Below are 22,952 nucleotides of genomic sequence, written 5' to 3'. Positions count from 1 at the left end.
ACCGGGAGAAAATTATAGATGGCAGATGTAACAGTACAAGAACTTGCCAAAGAAATCGGTACACCGGTGGAGCGCTTAGTTAGTCAGTTAGCTGACTCAGGCGTTCAAAAATCGGTAACCGACTCTGTTTCGCAAGAAGAAAAAGAAGCTTTATTAGATCATTTGAAAAAACAACATGGCGATGACTCTTCTGCTCAACCGAGCAAAATGACGCTTAACCGCAAAACTAAGTCTACTTTAGTACTTGGTCATGGCAGTAAAGCTAAATCAGTAAATGTTGAAGTTCGTAAAAAACGCACTTACGTTAAACGTAGTGAAGTTGAAGAACAACAAATTGCTGAAGAAGAAGCTAAAGTTGCAGAAGAAGCTCGTATTAAAGCTGAAGAAAGCGCTAAAGCAAAAGAAGTTGCGGACGCTAAAGAAGCTGAAAATGCTAGAGCAGTTGCAGTAGCTAAATTAGAAGTTGAGCGTGAAGCTAAAGCAAAAGCAAAAGAAGAGTCTGATGCAAAAGCTAAAGCAGCAGCCGTTGCTAAAGCAAAAACAAATGAAGACGTAAAAGCACCAGTTAAAGCAGCTGAAAGTGACGAAGCTAAAAAACTTCGCCTTGTTCAAGAAGCTGAAGCTAAAGCAAAAGCGGAAGAAGAAGCTAAAGCAGCAGCAGAAGCGGCTAAAAAACTTGCTGAAGAAAATGAAGCACGTTGGAAAGTTGAAGAAGCTGAGCGTAAAGCTAAAGAAAAAGAAGTTGTACATTTAACTTCTTCAAAATACGCGCAAGAAGCTGAAGATAAAAGTGATACAGCTGATGAAGGCGGACGCCGTCGTCGTAAGAAAAAATCTGGTCCACAAGATCGTAATTCACGTAATTCACGTGGTGGCAGAAAACAATCTTTATCTTCTCCTCAAAGCTTGAAGCATGGTTTTACTAAACCAGCTGAAACTAAGTTACAAGAAGTTCGCATTGGCGAAACTATTTCTGTAGCTGAATTAGCAAACAAAATGTCTATTAAAGGCGCTGAAGTTGTTAAAGCGATGTTTAAAATGGGTGCTATGGCAACCATTAACCAAGTTATCGACCAAGAAACTGCTGCGCTTGTAGCTGAAGAAATGGGTCGTGAAGTTGTACTTGTGAAAGAAAATGCTCTTGAAGAAGCAGTACTTTCTGATCGAGCGCATACTGGCGTTGAGATCACTCGTGCTCCTGTAGTTACTATCATGGGTCACGTAGATCACGGTAAAACTTCATTACTTGATCACATTCGTGAAGCTAAAGTTGCTGACGGTGAAGCTGGTGGTATTACACAGCATATCGGTGCATATCACGTAGAAACTGGACATGGAATGATCACATTCCTAGATACTCCAGGTCATGCGGCGTTTACCGCAATGCGTTCTCGTGGTGCTAAAGCTACAGATATCGTAATTATTGTTGTTGCAGCAGATGATGGTGTTATGCCACAAACTGTTGAAGCTATTCAGCATGCTAAAGCATCTGATGCTCCAATTATCATTGCTGTAAACAAAATGGATAAAGAAGGTGCAGATCCAGATCGTGTTAAGAGTGAATTATCACAACACGATGTACTTTCTGAAGAGTGGGGCGGAGAAGTTCAATTCTGTCACGTGTCAGCTAAAACTGGTTTAGGTATTGATGAACTACTTGACGCTATTTTACTACAATCAGAAGTTCTTGAACTTACTGCTGTAGTAGACAAAATGGCTCATGGTGTTGTTGTTGAATCTAAACTTGATAAAGGTCGTGGTCCAGTAGCTACTGTTCTAGTTCAAGAAGGTACTTTGAACCAAGGCGATATCGTATTATGTGGTTTAGAATACGGTCGTGTTAGAGCAATGCGTGATGAAAATGGTAAAACCATTCAATCTGCAGGCCCTTCAATTCCAGTAGAAATCTTAGGATTAAGTGGTGTTCCACAATCTGGTGATGAAGCGACAGTTGTTAAAGATGAGAAGAAAGCGCGTGAAGTTGCTTTATATCGTCAAGGTAAATTCCGTGATGTGAAATTAGCACGTCAACAGAAATCTAAACTTGAAAACATGTTTGCTAACATGGCTGAAGGTGATGTTTCTGAAGTTAACGTTGTATTGAAATCTGATGTACAAGGTTCACTTGAAGCAATTTCTGATTCATTAACTAAGCTTTCAACTGATGAAGTTAAAGTTAAGATTATTGGTTCAGGTGTTGGTGGAATTACTGAAACAGATGCAACACTTGCTGCTGCTTCAAATGCTATTGTTGTTGGTTTTAACGTTCGTGCTGATGCTGCTGCTCGTAAAGTGATTGAATCTGAGAAGATTGATTTACGTTACTACAGCGTTATCTATGCATTAATCGATGAAGTGAAACAAGCGATGAGCGGTATGCTTGCGCCTGAGTTCAAACAAGAAATCATTGGTCTTGCTCAAGTACGTGACGTATTTAAATCACCTAAAATCGGCGCAATTGCTGGTTGTATGGTAACTGAAGGTATTATTAAGCGTTCTGCTCCAATTCGTGTACTTCGTGAAAACATTGTTATATACGAAGGTGAATTAGAATCGCTTCGTCGCTTTAAAGACGACGTACAAGAAGTTCGTAACGGTACTGAGTGTGGTATCGGTGTTAAGAACTACAATGACGTACGTGTTGGTGACCAAATTGAAGTATTTGAAACTGTTGAAGTTCAACGTACACTTTAATTAAATAATACATCACATGAAATTAGGGCTAATTTTATATTAGCCCTTTTATGTTTTTAAAGAACGGTAAATAATTCATTTATTGTTTGAAATAATAGGTAATTAACATGGCAAGAGAATTTGCTCGTACCGATAGAGTCGGACAAGAAATTCAAAAAGAAATCGCAACAATACTAATGAGAGAAGTTAAAGATCCTCGTTTAAGTATGACTACGGTTTCAGCAGTAGAAGTTACGAGAGATTTAGCTTACGCAAAAATCTTCGTTACATTTTTTACTAATGAAGAGTCAGAAATTAAAAGCTCAGTTGAAGTGCTAAATGATGCAGCAGGTTTTGTTCGCTCATTATTAGCAAAAAAACTGAGAGCTCGTATTATGCCTCATCTACGTTTTGTTTATGATCAATCTATGGCTGAAGGTGTTCGCATGAGTTCACTTGTTGATCAAGCTGTAGCAAGTGATAAACACTTAATGGATGATGAATCAGTTGAATCAACTGATGTTGAAGATGATAAAGAGTAAAGCTACCATTTTTTAAGGTAAAGATTTAATGGCCAAGAAAAGAAAAGGTAGAGCAATCAACGGCGTGTTGTTGCTGGATAAGCCTTATGAAATGTCATCTAACAATGCATTACAACGAGTTAAACATATTTACTTTGCTCAAAAAGCAGGGCATACAGGCGCTTTAGATCCTTTAGCGACAGGTATGTTACCTATATGTTTAGGCGAAGGTACTAAATTTTCTCAGTTTTTGTTAGATACAGATAAAACTTATATTGTTACCGCTAAGTTAGGTGTAAGAACCACAACGAGCGATGCTGATGGTGATATTGTTTCTGAAAAAGAAGTGAATGTGAGTGCTGAGGAACTTAATACAGCACTTGATTCATTTAGAGGAACAACGCAACAAATTCCATCAATGTATTCAGCATTAAAATATCAAGGCCAACCTTTATATAAATATGCTCGTGAAGGGATTGAAGTTCCTAGAGAGTCGAGAGACATTACTGTTTTTAATTTAGAGCTTTTGAGATTTGAAGAAGATGAAGTCGATTTATCTATTCATGTATCAAAAGGGACTTATATTAGAACGATAGTTGATGACTTAGGTGAATTGTTAGGTTGTGGTGCTCATGTAGCAAACCTTAGAAGAACCGCTGTTGGTAATTACCCTAATGAAAGAATGGTCACTATGGCAGAGCTAGAAACTCTGTTAGAAAAAGCTGAAGCTGACGAAGTTTCACCTTCTACTTTATTAGATCCATTATTATTACCTATGACAACAGCTTGTGATGGAATACCTCCAGTATTTGTTGATGATATGTCAGCTCACTACTTAAGACATGGTAATCCTGTACAAGTGTCTAATGCACCTGAAGACGGTATGGTTCAAGTTTTCATTGGTGAGAACATAGATGAAGGCGAGTTTATTGGTGTGGGTTTCATTGATGATGAAGGCCGAATAGCACCTAAGCGTATTGTTGTTGCTCAATAAAGTATGTACTTTGAAAAACACAGCGTGACGAAATGATAAAGGCAACTTGCAGAGGTTGCCTTTTTTATGACTGAGTATAAAGCGCATGACTATAATAACGTTTTAATAAATGTTGTTTAATCAAATCTCGACATAATAATACCAAACGGATTAATTTATTAAGCAACTTAGAGCTACATTAGCAAGCTTAGAACAAGCAAAATTGATTAAACATAGTTATTCTATATTTTTTTAATTTTGTGATGTTATCAGTTTGCTAATGAGCTCCCGAAGGGCGGGAATTTAAAGGCTCATATGCCGCGTTATTGATTTTGACAAGGTTCCTACAAGGATGTAGGACATTAGGGTAACGCAGGAGCAGTTACCGAGAATAACCATTCTCTTTAATCAATGCCTCGCCTACATGGATGTAGGTGCTTAGGTTCAGTCTGGAACTATGAACCTGTGCCTCTAAGCCTTTAAATTCTCGCTAAGTGAGCAATAAGTTAATCCGTTTGGTATAACTTATCCCTAGTTAAGGTCGTCTATCATTTATATCCTATAAAAGCCGTATTATTAAAAGGATTTACAGTAATAAGTTGCAATCGTAGGTTTTACTGATAGAATACGCGCTCTTTTGTCATCTAAGCTGAATTAGTGTTTGGCTAGATGAGAATTTTACTTACTTATTCCATCTTCGGTTTAAGTAAACACACTAAGGAAATATTATGTCTTTAAATGCTACAGAAAAAGCTGCAATCGTTGCAGAATATGCTCAAAAAGAAGGTGATACAGGTTCTCCAGAAGTTCAAGTTGCTTTGTTAACTACACAAATCAACCATCTTCAAGGTCACTTTAAAGCTCACATACATGATCATCATTCACGTCGTGGTTTATTACGTATGGTAAGTCAACGTCGTAAATTACTTGATTACTTAAAAGGCAAAAACGTTGAACGTTACACTGCTTTAATCGGTAAATTAGGTCTACGTCGTTAAGATTAGATTTAAAAAGAAAAAGGAGCCTTATGGCTCCTTTTTTTTATTTAAATTTCCCTGGTCTTACCTGAGCTTGTTATACCTATTATTATCATGATAAATTGTATAAAAGATGAAATATAAAGGCATGGTTATGAAAAATATTGAAGAAGTATTAGCTCAGTATAAAAGTGTACATTTTAATAAAACTAATATTGTGACTCATTTTATAGGTATTCCTTTAATCATATGGGCAGTAACTTTGTTATTAAGCTTAAATGTATTTCATATTGAAATTTTTAGTATCAGTGTTTTATTAACACCTGCTTATGTGTTTTTTACTTGTGCGCTTATTTATTATTTTATGTTGCATATTAAGTTAGCGATAGGGATGACGCTTTACGTGGCGGTTAACTTATATTTAGTGAGCTTTGTAACGGCTCACCCATCAGCGTTATATATAGCCATCATTGTTTTTGTTATTGGTTGGGTATTTCAATTTATTGGGCATCATTATGAAAAAGCTAAACCTGCATTTGTTGATGACTTAGGTCAGTTTCTTATTGGACCATTATTTTTACTCGCAGAAGTTTATTTTTTATTGGGCTGGGAAAAGAAGTTAGAAGAGACAATAACACCTGTCGCAATTGCTAAAAGAAAAGCATTAACTCACACATAACGTTGACACTGAATTTCAAGTAAAAATTTACAGCCGCGATTACTTTCTTAAGATAATAAAAAACCGAACAGATAAATAGCCTGTTCGGTTCATTTGAAATTCTTAACGCTCATAGATAAATTCATCTTTAATTTCAAAAGATTTAAAAACTATAAAGGTTCAGCTAAAGGCTATGTTAGCTGCTTTTGTATCCATAGAGAAATATCATCTATTTGTTCTGGTAAAACACTGTGTGGCATATTGTAAGTCTTCCATTGCACATTATAGTTTTGTTCAACTAAAAGCTTATTTGCCATTTTACCTGATGACATTAATACCACTTCATCTTGCGCACCATGGTTTTGTAATATGTTTGTGGTTTTATTAGCTTCGTGCAGGTTTTCAGGTAACTTATCTGCGTTAGGTAAGTAACAAGAAAGTGCCATAATACCCGCTAATTTTTGAGAGTATCTTAGGCCTGTAAATAGGCTCACTACGCCACCTTGACTAAAACCAGCAAGTATAATTTTATCAGCATGGATACCTGACTGTATTTGTTCTTCAATCAATTGATGAATAGAAGCTTCAGACTCTAAAACCCCCGTCATATCAGCTCTATTATGTAAGTCCATTGATTTAATATCATACCAAGCCTTCATGACATAGCCTTGGTTAATCGTGACAGCTCTGTCTGGTGCATGTGGGAATATAAAGCGGATATTATGATCTGAAGGTAACTTAAGTGAAGGAACGATAGGTGCAAAACCAGCGCCTGAATCACCTAGGCCGTGTAACCATATAACGCAAGCTTGCGCAGTTGATTTAGGCTCAACGGTTATTCTTTCTAATGAAGATGTTGTCATATAATTAAACTTTTTACTAAAAATGAACTAAATTATATCAAGTGATTCGAATAAAGAATAATGCAAAAGAAATTATTACATAAATTATTAAGCTTTTACCCTAAGTAATACACTTTCTAGGTGGAAATAGTGTGGGTAGTTAGTATAATGTGCCAGCGAATATTTGTGGTTCAGCTAATATTCGTATTAATTATAAATTTATCCAAACTGTATAATTTTTTGTTCAGCTTAAAAAAATCTTAAAAGGGCTCTGCTTTTTTATAATAAGTGAATAAATAATTGTACAGATTGGACATAATCCGAAAAAATAAGGAATGAACATATGTTCAACACTGTTACAAAAACTTTTCAATACGGTCAACATACCGTAACTTTAGAAACGGGTGCTATCGCTCGTCAAGCAACAGCTGCAGTAATGGCAAGCATGGACGATACGTGTGTATTAGTTTCTGTTGTTGCTAAAAAAGAAGCTAAAGAAGGGCAAGACTTTTTCCCTTTAACAGTTAACTACCAAGAAAAAACATACGCAGCAGGTAAAATACCTGGTGGTTTCTTCAAACGTGAAGGTCGTCCTTCTGAAGAAGAAACACTAATCTGTCGTTTGATTGACCGTCCAATTCGTCCGTTATTCCCTGAAGGTTTCACAAACGAAGTTCAAGTTATTATCACTGTTGTTTCAGCTAACCCTGAAATTGCACCAGACATTATTGCTTTATTAGGTACATCTGCAGCATTAGCTATTTCAGGTACTCCTTTTAATGGTCCAGTTGGCGCAGCACGCGTTGGTTATACTGACGGTAAATATATTCTTAACCCATTACAATCAGAATTAGAAACAAGCAAACTAGACTTAGTAGTTGCTGGTACTGAAGCTGCTGTACTTATGGTTGAATCAGAAGCTGACGTATTATCTGAAGATGTTATGTTAGGCGCTGTAATGTACGGCCATGAGCAATCACAAATTGCTGTAAACGCAATTAAAGAATTTGCTGCTGAAGTTAACACTCCTTCATGGAACTGGGTTGCACCTGTTAAAAATGCTCCATTAACAGCTAAAATTGCTGAGCTTGCGACTACACAAGTAGATGAAGCTTACCAAATTACTGAAAAAGCAGTTCGTTATGAAAAAGTTTCACAAATCAGAAACGCAGTAATTGCACAGTTAGAAGCTGAAGATGCTGAACTTAACGTTCAAGAAGCTAAAGATTTATTCCACGACTTAGAAAAAACGATTGTTCGTGGTCGTATCACTCAAGGTCATCCACGTATTGATGGTCGTGATCCTGAAATGATCCGTGCTCTAGATGTTATGACAGGTGTATTACCAAGAACTCATGGTTCTGCTGTATTTACACGTGGTGAAACACAAGCATTAGTAACTGCTACTTTAGGTACTGCACGTGACGCACAACGTGTTGAAACTATTTTAGGTGAGAAAACTGACAACTTCATGTTGCATTATAACTTCCCTCCTTACTCAGTAGGCGAAACGGGTTTTGTTGGTTCTCCAAAGCGTCGTGAAATTGGTCATGGTCGTTTAGCTAAACGCGGTATGTTAGCTGTAATGCCTACTATCGATGAATTCCCGTATGCAATTCGTGTAGTTTCTGAAATTACTGAATCAAATGGTTCATCTTCAATGGCTTCTGTATGTGGTACTTCATTAGCACTTATGGATGCTGGTGTACCAATTAAAGATTCTGTAGCAGGTATTGCTATGGGTCTAGTTAAAGAAGGTGATAGCCACGTTGTACTTTCTGATATCTTAGGTGATGAAGATCACTTAGGCGATATGGACTTTAAAGTTGCTGGTACTAAAAATGGTATTACAGCTCTTCAAATGGACATTAAAATTGAAGGTATCACTCAAGATATTATGCAAACTGCGCTTAACCAAGCGAAGGGTGCTCGTATTCATATCTTAAGTGTAATGGATGATGCTATTGCTGGTGCTCGTGATGATATTTCACAATTTGCTCCACGTATTCACAAGTTAAAAATCAATACTGATAAAATTCGTGACGTTATTGGTAAAGGTGGCGCAACTATTCGTCAACTTACTGAAGAAACGGGCACAACTATCGAAATTGAAGATGATGGTACAGTTAAAATTGCAGCAACTTCTAGCGAACAAGCTGAAGATGCAATTAACCGTATTAAAGCATTAACTGCTGAAATTGAAGTAGGTACTATTTACCAAGGTAAAGTTGTACGTATCGTTGATTTCGGTGCATTTGTTAATGTATTACCAGGTAAAGATGGTTTAGTTCACATTTCACAAATCTCTGAAGAACGTGTTAATGCTGTTACTGACGTACTAACTGAAGGTCAAGAAGTTACTGTTAAAGTACTTGAAGTTGACCGTCAAGGCCGTGTACGTTTAAGTATTAAAGAAGCTGCTGAAAAGCCAGCGACTACTGAAGCACCTGCTGCAGAATAATTATTTGTAAGAATTAATGAGCAAATAACAAAAAAGGGAGCCAATAGGCTCCCTTTTTTATATACTGATCACAATCGTATTATAGGAATATTGCTGTGTTGCTAAAAAGTAAATTGTTAATTGTTAGTTTTGTCTTGTGTGTACAAGGTTGTGCAAGTCTCAATGGAAATAATGCTGAAAGTAATTCAATAGGGCAGCTTATTATTGCTGAACCCGCTACGGTTAATTACAAAAGCGAAATAGCTATTTTACGTTTGAGTGACATTATATTGAGAGCCGACGTTACTGATGAGCAACGTGCGCAATTGTTTTATGACCGTGGTGTTATATATGACAGTGTTGGTTTACGATCTTTAGCTCGATTAGACTTTAATCGTGCACTTAAATTAAAACCTGATTTAGTCGATGCATACAACTTTATTGGTATTCAATTTACTCAATTACAAGAATTCAACCAAGCTTATGATTCTTTTGACTCTGCAATCGACTTGCAGCCTGATCATGAATACGCATATTTAAATAGAGGCATAGCGCTTTATTATGGTGGCAGACCTGTTCTAGCTCGTGATGATTTTGAAGCATTTCATAATGGACAATCAGATGATCCATATCGTGTACTTTGGCTTTACTTAGCTGAATATGAAATTGACCCAGAACAAGCAGCAAAAGATTTACTTATACGTTCATCAGAAATTTCTGATAATACCTGGGCTAAAAGTATTATTGATTTATATTTAGGTAAGTTATCTCAAGGTGAGTTTATTGAAAACTTAACCAATAATATAAACACGAATAAAGAATTAAGCGATAGATTGTGTGAAGCCTACTTTTACTTAGGTAAGTACAGTCAATTAAATGGACAACCTGGTTCGGCAGCTAATTTTTTCAAACTAGCGTTAAGTACAAATGTATTTGAATTTGTTGAACATAGATATGCGCGATTAGAATTAGATTTAATGCGTAAAGATACATTAGAAACTGCGCTTTATTAAATAAGCCCGCTTAGTTAGCGCTATAAAGTGAAACCACTTCTATTTCTTTTTAACATATTAATAATGAGCCTAATGGTAACCATACCGTCAGGCTCATTTTTTTTACCTCAATATATCGCCAGTAAAATCGCATCAAATACCATAAGTGAAGATGAAGTTTCTTATGCTATTAAACACGGTGTAGAAGATGCTATTGAATATAAATTTTCGTCTGTAGAAGATGAATCGAATGAATGGTTTTATTTAGCCAAAATACTTGCCGAAACAGATAAAGAAACAGCCTTTAAACTTGCCACTATTTACCATATTGAAGGTGATAATAAGCAAGCTATCTACTGGTATAAAAATGCATCTAAACTTAATCATAAAAAAGCCTCAGCTGAGCTTATTGATCTATATATAGATGAAGGTGAATTACTTGCAGCCAAAGCACTTTTATTCCCCTTAAAGCATGAAGAAGATGCTTTATATAAACTGATTGATATAAGTGTTAGCTTGGGAGATTTAACCTTGTTAAATGAACTTATACTGTTAATTAAAAAGTCCAATAGTAATGAACTCGTAAAAGAGTTACAACGCTACCGAATAGTAGACACTAATTTATTTAATCGTCCTCATTCAGAAGTCCTTAATGTGAATGAATGTAGCAACACAGTTCAGTTGTTTGCGACTAGTTTAAGTCACTTAAATAAACTTGATACGCTTTTACAAAACATTAAAGACCATCCCCTTTCTAGTTTTATCTGCTTTGAACCGCCACGGTATATTTCTGTTAAACAATTAGATTGTAAATACAATAAAGGCAGCGCGATTAAGTGTGATGATAGTATATGGAGTCATGTTACCTCTGAAATTAATACTCGTTATATCGGACTCATGTTAGATAAAGGTGGAGCTAATGTTGATAACGGCATTCTATATTTAGATGCATCGGATAATACGCAGGTATTTATTCATGAATTGTCTCATTTATTAGGATTTATCGACGAGTATCCATTACCTGTTAAGCATAAAGTTTGTCAAAAACCGCAACAGTCTAGCTTTTCTCATAATATATCTATTATGAAACCTCATTACAAAGGCAGTAAAGAAGAGGTATTAGATTTACTTGAAAAACAAGTTCCATGGTTCAGCCTTATTGATGCAGCTACACCGATTCTTATAAAAGGTGAAGACAAATGGATAATAGGAACACCAGAATCCTACAAGTTAAATAATGAAAATGTTATCGGCTTATTTAAATCGGAAACATGTGATAAAAATAAGGTACAAGCATTCAAACCTACTTCAACTAAGACAAGTCTGCGTTATTACGAAGAGTCTTTTATACCTTTATATACAAACCTATTAATACAGAGGCCAGATCAGTATTTAATGCCTAGTTTTCATTATAATGTTGCGAAAGCTTTATTTAAAAAGAACAAAGAAAACTTAGGACTTAAATGGTTAAATAAAGCTTTAAGTAGAGAGTTAGAACAAGCCGCCAATTCAGATCATTCACCAAATAAAAGCAGCATCAACCGATATAATAAAATGAAACGAGGTGAGTATTAACTTCTCCTTATTTGTATAAAAATTGATTAGAGGAACAGTGCTAAAACCTCGTTGCAATCTATAATAAATACCAGCTTTATGAATATGATAGAAAGAGATGAGAGTTAACGTTAGATTTTAAATTATTATCCTTAAGGACGGTTTTCGCTTTCTTTTTACTCGCTACTATATTAGGTATGTTATTCGTTTGGTTTGGGGTTCTATCATTTTAATAGTTTAGTCATTTTTAAAATACTGTGACTGATTATTATACCAAGAATATAGCTTCATCAGATTTCCTGTTTCTTATGGCTATTTTGTCGATTGTTTCAAACATCTCATATAAATCAGTAGCGATTATCAGTTATAATTATGGCAAGATTATTATGTAAACAAGTCATTATTTCATGCACACTTTTAATGTTGAAAAGTTCAGAGCTCAATTCCCGTTATTAAAAAATAAACTCAATCATGCCGATCTTATTTATTTTGATAATGCAGCAACGACTCAAAAACCTCAGTGTGTTATTGATAAGTACCAAGCCTATTATCAACAAAATAATGCGAATGTTCATCGAGCATCTCATCAATTAAGTGCCGCATCTACAGCTGCATTTGAACAAGCAAGAAAATCTGTTAAACAATTCATTAATGCGCCATATCTTGAAGAAGTCATCTGGACAAAAGGTACAACTGAAAGTGTTAATTTATTAACGAATAGTTTGGGGGATTTGATTTTAGAGGCAGGTGATGAAATTATTCTCAGCCAAAGTGAACATCACGCTAATATTGTTCCATGGCAAATAATAGCTGAAAAAAAATCAGCTGTTATTAAAGTTGTCCCATTAACTAAAACGGGGATAATTGATGTTGAAGCGCTAAAGTCTGTTATTTCAGCAAAAACTAAGATCATGAGTTTTGCTCATATATCTAATGTTATTGGCAAAGTTAATCCTGTAAAAGCGATTATCGATCTTTGTAAACAAAACAATATTGTGAGTATTATTGATGGTGCTCAGGCTATTGCTCACGAAAAAGTTGATATACAAGCACTAGCGTGTGACTTCTACCTATTTTCAGCACATAAAATGTATGGACCTACAGGTGTAGGTGTTTTATATGGCAAGCGTGAATATTTAAATAAAATGCCTCCTTATCAAACGGGAGGAGAAATGATCGCTAAAGTAAGCTTTGCTCATACTAGCTACAATGTTTTACCTTTTAAGTTTGAAGCAGGAACACCTAACATTGCAGGAATAGTAGCTTTTGCAAGCGCGATAGATTTCCTTTCCCAATTCAATATGAATTACATTATTACTTACGAGAATAAACTTTTAAGTTATTGCTATGAGAAACTAAAAACAATAAAAGCTGTTTCATTTCTCGTTGACGATGTGCCTAGTATTCCACTATTTTCATTTGTTATAGAAAATCACCATAATCATGACGTAGCAAGTTTCTTAGATGCCCATAACATTGCCGTTAGAGCAGGGCATCACTGTGCTATGCCTTTAATGGAATACCTAAAAGTTGATGGATGTATTCGCGTAGCATTGACGGCCTATAATACTTTTTCTGAAGTAGACCAGCTGATTAAGGTACTCACTCAGTTATTAAGTAATGAAGCAGAAAGTTTAAGTGCTCCGAATCAAAATGATTCAATAACTGACAGAGAAGATAAACTAATTACTTCTCAAAATAGGGGTAATATTGATAGTCAGTGGATAATCGATAAATTTTTAAATCTTAAAGGTTGGGACAGCCGACATCGTGAAATTATGATGTTAGGGAAAGATCATACCCGACTAGCTAAAGAACTACTTACAGACAATAATCTTGTTGAAGGTTGCGAGAGTAAAGCATGGGTTAGTTTCACTAAGAGCAACGACATATTTCATTTCACGGCTGATAGTGACGCTAAAGTTATACGTGGGTTACTCACCATTACTTTAGCGGCCTATAACAATCAAACAGCAGAAAATATTCTTAACTTTGATATTGATGCTTATTTTACAAAACTAGGGTTAATTCAACATTTAAGTCCATCTAGAGCGAATGGACTCATAGCAATTGTTAATAGAATAAAAGAAATCGTAGTACAGTAAATGTTGCGATCGAGATTTATGTTGATTTTTTCTTAATTAACTTAGTTATTGCACGGCTAACAGCAAAAAAAGCAAACGTTGCTGTTACATGTGTTGTAGAACCAAAACCACCCGCGCAATCTAACTTCATCGCACCATCTTGTTCAGGCTTTTGATGACAAACATTACCTTCTTGATCTGGATATACCAACTGTTCAGTAGAAAACACAGCATCAATTGAAAACTTACGTTTCACATTCCTAGAAAAGTTATGCTCTCTGCGTAGCTGATTTCTTACCTTAGCCAATAATGGGTCTTGATAGGTTTGGCTTAAATCACATATTTGTATACGTGTAGGATCTATCTGCCCACCAGCACCACCAATGGTAATAATAGGTAGTTTGTTACGCTTACAATGTGCAATCAGCTTAGTCTTAACGTTTACAGAATCTATAGCATCGATTACATAATCAAAACTGTTCAGTAGCAAATCAAACAAATTATCGGGAGTGATAAAGTCTTCAACCTGATTAACTTTACATTCAGGGTTTATATCTTTAATTCGCTCAGCCATCACCTCAACTTTACTTAAGCCGACCGTACTGGTTAACGCATGTATTTGACGGTTCACATTAGTGACACAAATATCGTCTAAGTCTATTAGCGTGATTTCACCAACGCCATTACGAGCTAATGCTTCAGCTGCCCAAGAGCCAACGCCACCAATACCAATAACACAGAAATGAGACTCTTTGATAATTTGAGAACCATTATTGCCATACAAGCGGTTAATACCACCAAATCTAAGTTGATAATCAGACATAAAATTAATTATTAAAAAAAAGAGAATTGTATCAGTCTAAAGAAGATAAAAGCAGTCGGAGAAAGCTTTTTTTATAAAAAAATTGATATTTAATCTATTTATATTAATTATTGTAAGTATTCATTTAAGTGATGCGCATTTAACTAAATATCTTAAATAAATACAGATTATTGGTCTGATTAGGTAAAGTTTAGCGATAATAATTGGTTATTATCTTCAGGTGAATTGGTTAAACCATCAATATCAATTGGTAAGTTAGCTAATATTTGTGCCTATTTATTAAAAAATTTATTAATAAATTAAGCTAAAACTAAAGATTAATGAAAAAATTAGGCGTATATAATGACTCTTTTTAGCAAGATAGTTATGTAGAGCGGGTAATGAGTTAACAGAAGAGTAGGGTAGGTTTGACTTTAATTAGGACATAAAAAAAGGTAGCAGAAGCTACCTTTTTACGTGTGAATAACAGATTACTTATCTGAAATAGGCACAAATGTTTTATCAATTTCACCAGTATATAATTGACGAGGACGACCAATTTTTTGACCTGGTTGAGATAGCATTTCTTCCCAATGAGAAATCCAACCTACAGTACGTGACATTGCAAAAATTACAGTGAACATACTTGAAGGAATACCTAATGCTTTCAGTATGATACCTGAATAGAAATCAACGTTAGGGTATAGTTTTCTTTCGATGAAGTAAGAGTCTTCTAAAGCTACTTTTTCAAGTGCCATAGCAACATCTAATAATGGATCTTCGATACCTAATTCAGATAAAACTTCATGACAAGTTTCACGCATTACAGTCGCGCGAGGGTCGAAGTTTTTGTATACACGATGACCAAAGCCCATTAGACGGAATGAATCATCCTTGTCTTTAGCTTTAAGTACGTATTCATCAACGCGTGATACATCACCAATCTCTTCAAGCATAGTTAAACATGCTTCGTTAGCGCCGCCATGTGCAGGGCCCCATAAAGAAGCGATACCAGCAGCAATACATGCATAAGGGTTAGCGCCTGAAGAACCAGCTAAACGTACTGTTGACGTAGAAGCATTTTGCTCGTGGTCAGCATGTAAAGTAAAGATTCTATCCATTGCTTTAGCAGCAATAGGATTAACCTTATATTCTTCTGCAGGTACTGAAAACATCATGTGTAAGAAGTTTTCTGCATAAGATAAATCGTTACGTGGGTATACGAAAGGTTGCCCAACATTATACTTATAAGCCATCGCTGCAATTGTTGGTAATTTAGCAATTAAACGATGTGCACTACGCATGCGTTGTTCTGGATCTGTAATGTCTAAATCATCATGATAGAAAGATGAAAGAGCACCTACAACACCACATAGCATAGCCATTGGATGTGCATCAGGTAAGAAACCTTGGAAAAATTGTACTAGTTTCTCATGTACTAATGTGTGGTTAGTAATTACATTTACGAATTCGTGATATTCAGCTTTAGTTGGCGCAGTGCCGTTTAAAAGAATATAACAAACTTCAAGATAATCAGCATCTTGAGCAAGATTAGCAATAGGGTAACCGCGATGTTGTAAAACACCTTTACCACCATCAATAAAGGTAATAGATGATTCACAAGAAGCTGTAGCTAAAAAGCCTGGGTCGTATGTGAAATAACCACTAGCGCCTAAAGTTCGGATGTCTATTACGTCATTACCCGCTGTACCTGTAAGAATAGGTAACTCAGCAACTTCTTTACCGTTAATACTTAGAGAGGCCTTTGATTCAGCCATATGTTCATCCCCTATAAAATTAGTTTATCTGGAAAGTAACTAAGACTTAGTTACTTTTGATGTATATAAAAACTGCCAGTATTCTACTCCATAACACCCCTAGTAAGTCAATTCAAAAGTGAATGTCTAAAAATCAACTTGGTTATAAAGTGAGCTAAAAACAATGAATGATTAAAATTTAGTCATAAGCCCTGAGAATAGCAAGGATTATAGAATTAAGTGAATTGTAATTAATTATCATCATATATATAATCAAGGGGATCTTGAGTAGTGTTAAGTAATTTCGTCTTTTGACAATATTACACATTATCTGAGATCGTTGGGGGGTCATGTTAAATTAAGAAGAATAACCTAGCATGGCAAAGAAATAAGTTGAAAAGCTCTAAGAGCTCCTTAGGCAACAATCGTGAAAAAACAACGTCCTGTAAACCTAGATCTGACTACAATTAAAATGCATCCTGCTGCAAATGCATCAATTTTACACCGAGTATCTGGTGTAATTATGGTATTTGCTATCGGCATATTATTGTGGACACTTTCTCTATCACTATCTTCTGCTGAAGATTTTTCTCAACTTAAAGCTACACTTGATGGATTTTTCTTCAAGTTTATTCTTTTTGGTATTCTATCTGCTTTGATATATCACGTTTTAGGTGGTATCCGTCACTTGTTAATGGACTTAGGTCATTTTGAAGAATTAGCATCAGGCAATTTAAGTGCTAAATTCATCATGATTTTATGGCTTGTATTGACAGTTGTAGTAGGAGTTTGGTTATGGTAAATAATGCAGCAACAGTAGGCCGTAGTGGCGTACACGATTTTATATTATTAAGAGCAAGTGCTGTAATCCTTGCATTATATACATTCTTCTTAGCTGGTTTTTTTCTAATTACCCCAGAAGTAACTTATAACGTTTGGCATGATCTATTTGCTTGCATGAGCGTTAAAATATTTACTTTATTAGCTATTATCGCTTTAGTGATTCACGCGTGGATTGGTGTGTGGCAGGTTCTTTCTGACTACATAAAACCAGCTTTACTTCGTGGTTCATTACAGTTTGTTTTTTCAATCACGTTGCTTGTATATCTTGCTGCGGGTTTTATCATAGTTTGGGGTGTATAAATGAGCGTTCCAGTTCGTGAATTTGACGCCATAGTAATTGGCGCAGGCGGTGCGGGTATGCGCGCTGCACTAGCAATTTCAGAGTCAGGTAAATCTTGTGCTCTAATCTCTAAAGTTTTTCCTACACGTTCTCATACGGTTTCTGCGCAAGGTGGTATCACTGTTGCGTTAGGTAATGCGCATGAAGATCACTGGGAACAACACATGTACGATACGGTTAAAGGTTCTGATTATATCGGTGACCAAGACGCTATTGAATACATGTGTAAAACTGGCCCAGAATCAATTATCGAACTTGAGAAAATGGGTTTACCATTCTCACGTACGGAAGAAGGTAAAATTTACCAACGTCCATTCGGTGGCCAATCTAAAAACTTTGGTGGCGAGCAAGCAGCTCGTACCGCAGCTGCAGCTGACCGTACAGGTCATGCATTATTGCACTGTTTATACCAACAGAACGTTAAAAACAAAACTAACGTTTATTCTGAATGGTATGCTCTCGATTTAGTTAAAAATAGCGACGGCGGTGTTGTAGGTTGTACTGCAATCTGTATCGAAACTGGTGAAGTAGTTTACTTTAAAGCCCGTGCAACGGTACTTGCTACTGGTGGTGCTGGTCGTATATTCGCTTCAACAACTAATGCTCACATCAATACTGGTGATGGTGTTGGTATGTCGCTTCGTGCTGGCATTCAAATGCAAGACATGGAAATGTGGCAATTTCATCCTACAGGTATCGCAGGTGCGGGTACATTAGTAACTGAAGGTTGTCGTGGTGAAGGTGGTTATCTTCTAAACAAAGATGGCGAACGTTTCATGGAACGTTATGCACCTAATGCTAAAGATTTAGCAGGTCGTGATGTTGTAGCTCGTTCTATGATGACTGAAATACGTGAAGGTCGCGGTTGTGATCATCCTACGTATGGTCCACACATTAAACTTAAGCTTGATCATTTAGGTCGTGAAACGTTATACAAACGTTTACCTGGTGTTTGTGAATTATCAAAAACATTTGCACACGTTGACCCTGCTGATGAGCCTATTCCAGTAATTCCAACATGTCATTACCAAATGGGTGGTGTTCCTTGTAATGTGAATGGCCAAGCAATTCATTTTGACCCAGCTACTGGTAAAGAAACGATTGTTGAAGGTTTATTCGCTGTTGGTGAAATAGCTTGTGTATCGGTACATGGTGCTAACCGCTTAGGTGGTAACTCATTACTTGATTTAGTTGTATTTGGTCGTGCCGCTGGTAACTTCTTAGGTACATACTTAAACGATACCGAATTTGGTAAAGAAGCCTCAGAATCTGATTTGGAAGCTTCATTAGCACGTACTAATCGTTGGGAATCATCTACATCAGGTGAAGATCCTGTTCAAATTCGCAAAGATCTACAGAAATGTATGCAGTTTAATTTCTCTGTTTTCCGTGAAGGCGAAGCGATGGCACAGGGAATGAAAGAACTAACAGAAATTCGTGAACGTTTACAAACGGCTCATTTAAGTGATAAATCTTCAGACTTTAATACTCAACGTATTGAATGTTTAGAGCTAGATAACTTAATGGAAACGGCCTTTAGTACAGCTAAAGCGGCTAACTTTAGAACGGAATCTCGTGGTGCACATGCACGTGAAGATTTCCAGGACAGAGATGATGCAAATTGGTTATGTCATTCAATTTACACTCCTGAGACACAAGATATGTCTAAGCGTGATGTAAACATGGCTCCAGTTCATCGTGAAGCTTTCCCACCTAAAGCTCGTGTTTACTAAGGAATAATTTGATGAAACAGATATTTTCAATTTACCGTTATAACCCTGATGTAGACAATGCACCTTACATGAAGGACTATGAGCTAGAAATACCTGATGGTTCAGACATGATGGTGCTAGATGCATTAATTATGTTGAAAGAGAAAGATCCTACATTATCTTTCCGTCGCTCATGCCGTGAAGGTGTTTGTGGTAGTGATGGTTTAAATATGAATGGTAAAAATGGTTTAGCGTGTATTACGCCATTATCAGACGTACCAGCTACAAAAATTGTATTAAGACCATTACCAGGTTTACCAGTAGTACGTGATTTAATTATTGATATGACTCAATTTTATAATCAGTATGAAAAAGTAAAACCTTATTTAATTAATGATGGTAAAGATATTCCAGCAAGAGAACATTTACAATCTATCGAAGAACGTGAACATTTAGATGGACTATACGAATGTATTTTATGTGCGTGTTGTTCAACTTCTTGTCCATCATTTTGGTGGAACCCAGACAAGTTTATCGGTCCAGCTGGTCTATTACATGCTTATCGTTTCTTAATCGATAGCCGTGATACTGCTACTGAAGAACGTTTGGACGACTTACAAGATGCATACAGTGTATTCCGTTGTCACGGTATCATGAACTGTGTTGATGTATGTCCTAAAGGATTAAATCCAACTAAAGCTATCGGTCATATAAAATCGATGCTTATTTCTAGAGCGGTTTAATTTATCTGAATATAGCAGAATATTATTTTTAATATTCTGCTATTGTAGATGAGAACAATTTTTATTGGTGTAACGGCTTAATATTTGTATTTTCGTTTTAAGTTAAAGAATAAATACTTCATGGTATTTAGTAATCTACAGCTTAAATAAGCGTATAAACATTAAAAAGTTACGATGTGTTTTATTGCTTTTATCCCAGTAAAGGAACAGGCAATGCCCGAAGGTGAAATGAAGGCTTGGATAGAGTCTTCCCATTTAAGTGGCGCAAATGCTGCTTATATCGAAGAATTATACGAATTGTATTTAGACAACTCTCAGTCTGTAACTGCAGAATGGCGAGAAATCTTCCAACAACTTCCTAGAGTTGAAGGTTCAGATGTTGAATATAGACATTCTGAAATTCGCGACGAATTTAAAACCTTAGCTAAACAACCAAGCAAAACAGTTGTTGTATCAAGTGGTGGTGACGCCAAACAAGTTAAAGTTTTACAGCTTATTAATGCTTTTCGTTTTCGCGGACATCAAAATGCTAACCTTGATCCATTAGGATTATGGCAACGCGATAAAGTTCGTGACTTACAATTATCTCATCATGACTTATCAGAAAATGACTTCGACAAAGATTACAATGTTGGATCATTAGCGATTGGTCAAGATTCAATGAAACTAGGTGACTTATACAAAGCCCTTAAAACTACTTATTGTGGTTCTATTGGTGCAGAGTATATGCACATCACTTCAACAGATGAAAAACGTTGGTTACAAAACCGTTTAGAATCTGTTCAATCTAAACCTGTATTAACGGTTGCCGAAAAAGAAAGAAATTCTTAAAGGTTTGATTGCTGCTGATGGCCTAGAGAAATACTTAGGTGCAAAATTCCCTGGTGCAAAACGCTTCTCTTTAGAAGGCGGTGACGCATTAGTACCTATGCTTAAAGAACTGATTACACGTGCAGGTACTGCAGGTGCTAAAGAAGTTGTTATGGGTATGGCTCATAGGGGTCGTTTAAATGTTCTTGTTAACGTTATGGGTAAAAACCCATCTAAACTATTTGACGAGTTCGGTGGCAAGCATGACGAAATATTATCTTCAGGTGACGTTAAATATCACCAAGGTTATTCTTCTGATTTCGTAACCCCGTCAGGTAATGTTCACTTAGCATTAGCGTTTAACCCATCGCATCTTGAAATTGTTAATCCAGTAGTTATTGGTTCAGTTCGCGCACGTTTAGACCGTCGTAACTGTAATCAAGGCGATCTAGTATTACCTATTACTATTCATGGTGACTCAGCGATTGCTGGTCAAGGTGTTGTACAAGAAACTTTTAACATGTCGCAAGCGCGTGCATTTAAAGTTGGCGGTACAATACGTATTGTTGTAAATAACCAAGTTGGTTTTACAACATCTTCCCCACAAGATACGCGTAGCGGTGAATACTGTACTGAAATTGCTAAAATGGTTTCAGCACCAATTTTACATGTGAACGGAGATGATCCTGAAGCTGTAATCTTAGCGACTCAAATTGCATTAGATTACCGTAACGAATTTAAACGTGACGTTGTAATCGATTTAGTTTGTTACCGTCGTCATGGTCATAACGAAGCCGATGAGCCAAGTGCAACTCAGCCGTTAATGTACAAAATCGTTAAAAAACATCCTACTCCTCGTCAATTATATGCAGATAAACTTGCCGCTGAATCAAGTGTTTCAAAAGCAAAATCTGATGAAATGACAGCTTACTACCGTAAACTGTTAGACGAAGGTCAATGTACTGTTGAACAATGGCGCCCAATGACAGAGCACTCTGTAGATTGGTCTCCCTACATCGGTCATAACTGGGATGATGATTACGACAAAGAAATTTCAATGGACAAGTTAAAAGAACTTGCCAAAAAAGTTTCAACTTTCCCTGCAGATCACAGAGTTCATGGTCGCGTTCAAAAAATATATGATGATCGTGTTAAAATGGCTTCAGGCGAAAAACTGCTTGATTGGGGTATGGCTGAAAATTTAGCATACGCTTCAATTGTTGATGCTGGAAAACGTGTTCGTCTTACAGGTCAAGATTCAGGTCGTGGAACATTCTTCCATCGCCATGCTGTATTACATAACCAAGACGATGGAAGCCAATATTTACCGTTACAAAATATCAGTGAAGGGCAAGGTCCTTTTGATGTTCATGATTCGGTATTATCAGAAGTTTCTGTACTTGCTTTTGAATACGGCTACACAACAGCTGAACCAGCAGGTTTAACTATTTGGGAAGCACAATTTGGTGATTTCGCTAACTGTGCACAAGTAGTATTTGATCAATTTATCTCATCAGGTGAGCAAAAGTGGGGTCGCTTATGTGGTCTTACTATGTTGTTACCTCATGGCTATGAAGGTCAAGGTCCAGAGCATTCATCTGCACGTTTAGAACGTTTCTTACAGTTATGTGCCGATCACAATATGCAAGTTTGTGTACCATCTACACCTGCTCAAGTATTTAACATGTTACGTCGTCAAGTTGTTCGTCCTATGCGTCGTCCACTTGTTGTTATGTCACCTAAATCATTATTACGTCACCCATTAGCGGTTTCTTCTTTAGAAGAATTATCGACTGGTGAGTTTTACAACGTAATTGGTGAAGTTGATGAAATAGCGCCGAAAGATGTTAAAAGAGTTGTATTCTGTAGTGGTAAAGTTTATTACGAACTTTTAGAACAGCGTCGTAAAAACGAACTTAATGTTGCTATTATTCGTATTGAACAGCTTTATCCTTTCCCTGAGAAAGACCTTAGAGCTGAAATTGAAAAATATGAAAATGCAAAAGATTTTGTTTGGTGCCAAGAAGAGCCACAAAACCAAGGTGCTTGGTATTGTTCTCAGCATCACTTCAGATCAATAATACCAGTAGGTACTAATTTGACATACGCAGGTCGTGCAGCTTCTGCAGCACCAGCTGTTGGTTATATGTCAGTTCATGTTAAAGAGCAACAAGCGCTAGTCCAAGACGCGCTAAATGTTGAATAGACTAGTTTTTGTTAAGGAATAAAAT

16 protein-coding genes and 1 pseudogene are annotated in these 22,952 nt (G+C 36.3%); 14 read left to right on the top strand and 3 right to left on the bottom strand.

All coding sequences use genetic code 11. The annotated features are described in order from the left end of the window. Nucleotides 1-18: 18 nt before the first annotated feature. The 5 genes from infB to ACPUVN_RS09525 all read left to right on the top strand — a co-directional run bounded on the left by infB (nucleotide 19) and on the right by ACPUVN_RS09525 (nucleotide 5,823). Nucleotides 19-2,694, top strand: a complete 2,676-nt coding sequence (gene infB / locus ACPUVN_RS09545; protein ID WP_426356846.1) for a translation initiation factor IF-2 — start codon at nucleotides 19-21, stop codon at nucleotides 2,692-2,694. 107 nt (nucleotides 2,695-2,801) lie between these two features. Next, nucleotides 2,802-3,215 (top strand): 30S ribosome-binding factor RbfA, encoded by a 414-nt coding sequence (gene rbfA, locus ACPUVN_RS09540; protein ID WP_426356847.1) that lies wholly within the window; start codon nucleotides 2,802-2,804, stop codon nucleotides 3,213-3,215. A gap of 28 nt (nucleotides 3,216-3,243) precedes the next feature. Next, nucleotides 3,244-4,188 (top strand): tRNA pseudouridine(55) synthase TruB, encoded by a 945-nt coding sequence (gene truB / locus ACPUVN_RS09535; RefSeq protein ID WP_426356848.1) that lies wholly within the window; start codon nucleotides 3,244-3,246, stop codon nucleotides 4,186-4,188. Nucleotides 4,189-4,895: 707 nt separating this feature from the next. Next, on the top strand, nucleotides 4,896-5,165 hold the full coding sequence (gene rpsO, locus ACPUVN_RS09530) for a 30S ribosomal protein S15 (RefSeq protein ID WP_426370521.1): 270 nt from the start codon (nucleotides 4,896-4,898) through the stop codon (nucleotides 5,163-5,165). Nucleotides 5,166-5,298: 133 nt separating this feature from the next. Beyond that, nucleotides 5,299-5,823: a DUF962 domain-containing protein gene (locus ACPUVN_RS09525; RefSeq protein WP_426370520.1), complete on the top strand. Its 525-nt coding sequence runs from the start codon at nucleotides 5,299-5,301 to the stop codon at nucleotides 5,821-5,823. Nucleotides 5,824-5,993: 170 nt separating this feature from the next. Here the strand turns inward: ACPUVN_RS09525 and ACPUVN_RS09520 are convergent, their stop codons facing one another. Further along, entirely contained in the window at nucleotides 5,994-6,665 is a 672-nt protein-coding gene (locus tag ACPUVN_RS09520) for an alpha/beta hydrolase (RefSeq protein ID WP_426370519.1), read from the bottom strand. A 322-nt stretch (nucleotides 6,666-6,987) separates the two neighbouring features. Between ACPUVN_RS09520 and pnp the strand changes: the two genes are divergently transcribed. The 4 genes from pnp (at nucleotide 6,988) to ACPUVN_RS09500 (ending at nucleotide 13,735) form a co-directional block, all read left to right on the top strand. Beyond that, nucleotides 6,988-9,105: a polyribonucleotide nucleotidyltransferase gene (gene pnp, locus ACPUVN_RS09515; protein ID WP_426370518.1), complete on the top strand. Its 2,118-nt coding sequence runs from the start codon at nucleotides 6,988-6,990 to the stop codon at nucleotides 9,103-9,105. Nucleotides 9,106-9,200: 95 nt separating this feature from the next. Next, entirely contained in the window at nucleotides 9,201-10,097 is an 897-nt protein-coding gene (nlpI, locus tag ACPUVN_RS09510; protein ID WP_426356853.1) for a lipoprotein NlpI, read from the top strand. 72 nt (nucleotides 10,098-10,169) lie between these two features. After that, nucleotides 10,170-11,651, top strand: coding sequence for a tetratricopeptide repeat protein (locus tag ACPUVN_RS09505; RefSeq protein ID WP_426370517.1), 1,482 nt, complete (start codon nucleotides 10,170-10,172; stop codon nucleotides 11,649-11,651). 386 nt (nucleotides 11,652-12,037) lie between these two features. Beyond that, nucleotides 12,038-13,735 carry a SufS family cysteine desulfurase gene (locus tag ACPUVN_RS09500; protein ID WP_426356855.1) on the top strand — a complete coding sequence of 566 codons (1,698 nt, stop codon included), beginning with the start codon at nucleotides 12,038-12,040 and terminating at the stop codon, nucleotides 13,733-13,735. A 16-nt stretch (nucleotides 13,736-13,751) separates the two neighbouring features. Here the strand turns inward: ACPUVN_RS09500 and tcdA are convergent, their stop codons facing one another. Both tcdA and ACPUVN_RS09490 read right to left on the bottom strand, forming a co-directional pair. Next, nucleotides 13,752-14,537 (bottom strand): tRNA cyclic N6-threonylcarbamoyladenosine(37) synthase TcdA, encoded by a 786-nt coding sequence (tcdA, locus tag ACPUVN_RS09495; protein WP_426356856.1) that lies wholly within the window; start codon nucleotides 14,535-14,537, stop codon nucleotides 13,752-13,754. Nucleotides 14,538-15,007: 470 nt separating this feature from the next. Further along, entirely contained in the window at nucleotides 15,008-16,294 is a 1,287-nt protein-coding gene (locus ACPUVN_RS09490; RefSeq protein WP_426356857.1) for a citrate synthase, read from the bottom strand. 406 nt (nucleotides 16,295-16,700) lie between these two features. Here ACPUVN_RS09490 and sdhC point away from each other — a divergent pair, with 406 nt between their 5' ends. From sdhC to sucA, 5 genes and pseudogenes are all read left to right on the top strand, one after another. Beyond that, nucleotides 16,701-17,075 (top strand): succinate dehydrogenase, cytochrome b556 subunit, encoded by a 375-nt coding sequence (gene sdhC, locus ACPUVN_RS09485; RefSeq protein ID WP_426356858.1) that lies wholly within the window; start codon nucleotides 16,701-16,703, stop codon nucleotides 17,073-17,075. Continuing rightward, complete coding sequence (gene sdhD, locus ACPUVN_RS09480) at nucleotides 17,069-17,416, top strand: succinate dehydrogenase, hydrophobic membrane anchor protein (RefSeq protein ID WP_426356859.1); 348 nt, start codon at nucleotides 17,069-17,071, stop codon at nucleotides 17,414-17,416. Before sdhC ends, sdhD begins: the two co-directional genes overlap by 7 nt. Further along, on the top strand, nucleotides 17,417-19,189 hold the full coding sequence (gene sdhA, locus ACPUVN_RS09475) for a succinate dehydrogenase flavoprotein subunit (RefSeq protein WP_426356860.1): 1,773 nt from the start codon (nucleotides 17,417-17,419) through the stop codon (nucleotides 19,187-19,189). Nucleotides 19,190-19,200: 11 nt separating this feature from the next. Continuing rightward, the gene (locus ACPUVN_RS09470) at nucleotides 19,201-19,911 is read left to right on the top strand and encodes a succinate dehydrogenase iron-sulfur subunit (RefSeq protein WP_426356861.1); all 711 of its coding nucleotides are present in this window, start codon (nucleotides 19,201-19,203) and stop codon (nucleotides 19,909-19,911) included. A gap of 213 nt (nucleotides 19,912-20,124) precedes the next feature. Next, a pseudogene (gene sucA / locus ACPUVN_RS09465) lies at nucleotides 20,125-22,927 on the top strand (2-oxoglutarate dehydrogenase E1 component). The last annotated feature ends 25 nt before the right edge of the window (nucleotides 22,928-22,952 follow it).

The sequence above is a fragment of the Pseudocolwellia antarctica genome, assembly GCF_049933045.1.
Lineage (GTDB): Bacteria > Pseudomonadota > Gammaproteobacteria > Enterobacterales > Alteromonadaceae > Pseudocolwellia.
This window is presented reverse-complemented; position numbering and strand designations above follow the sequence as displayed.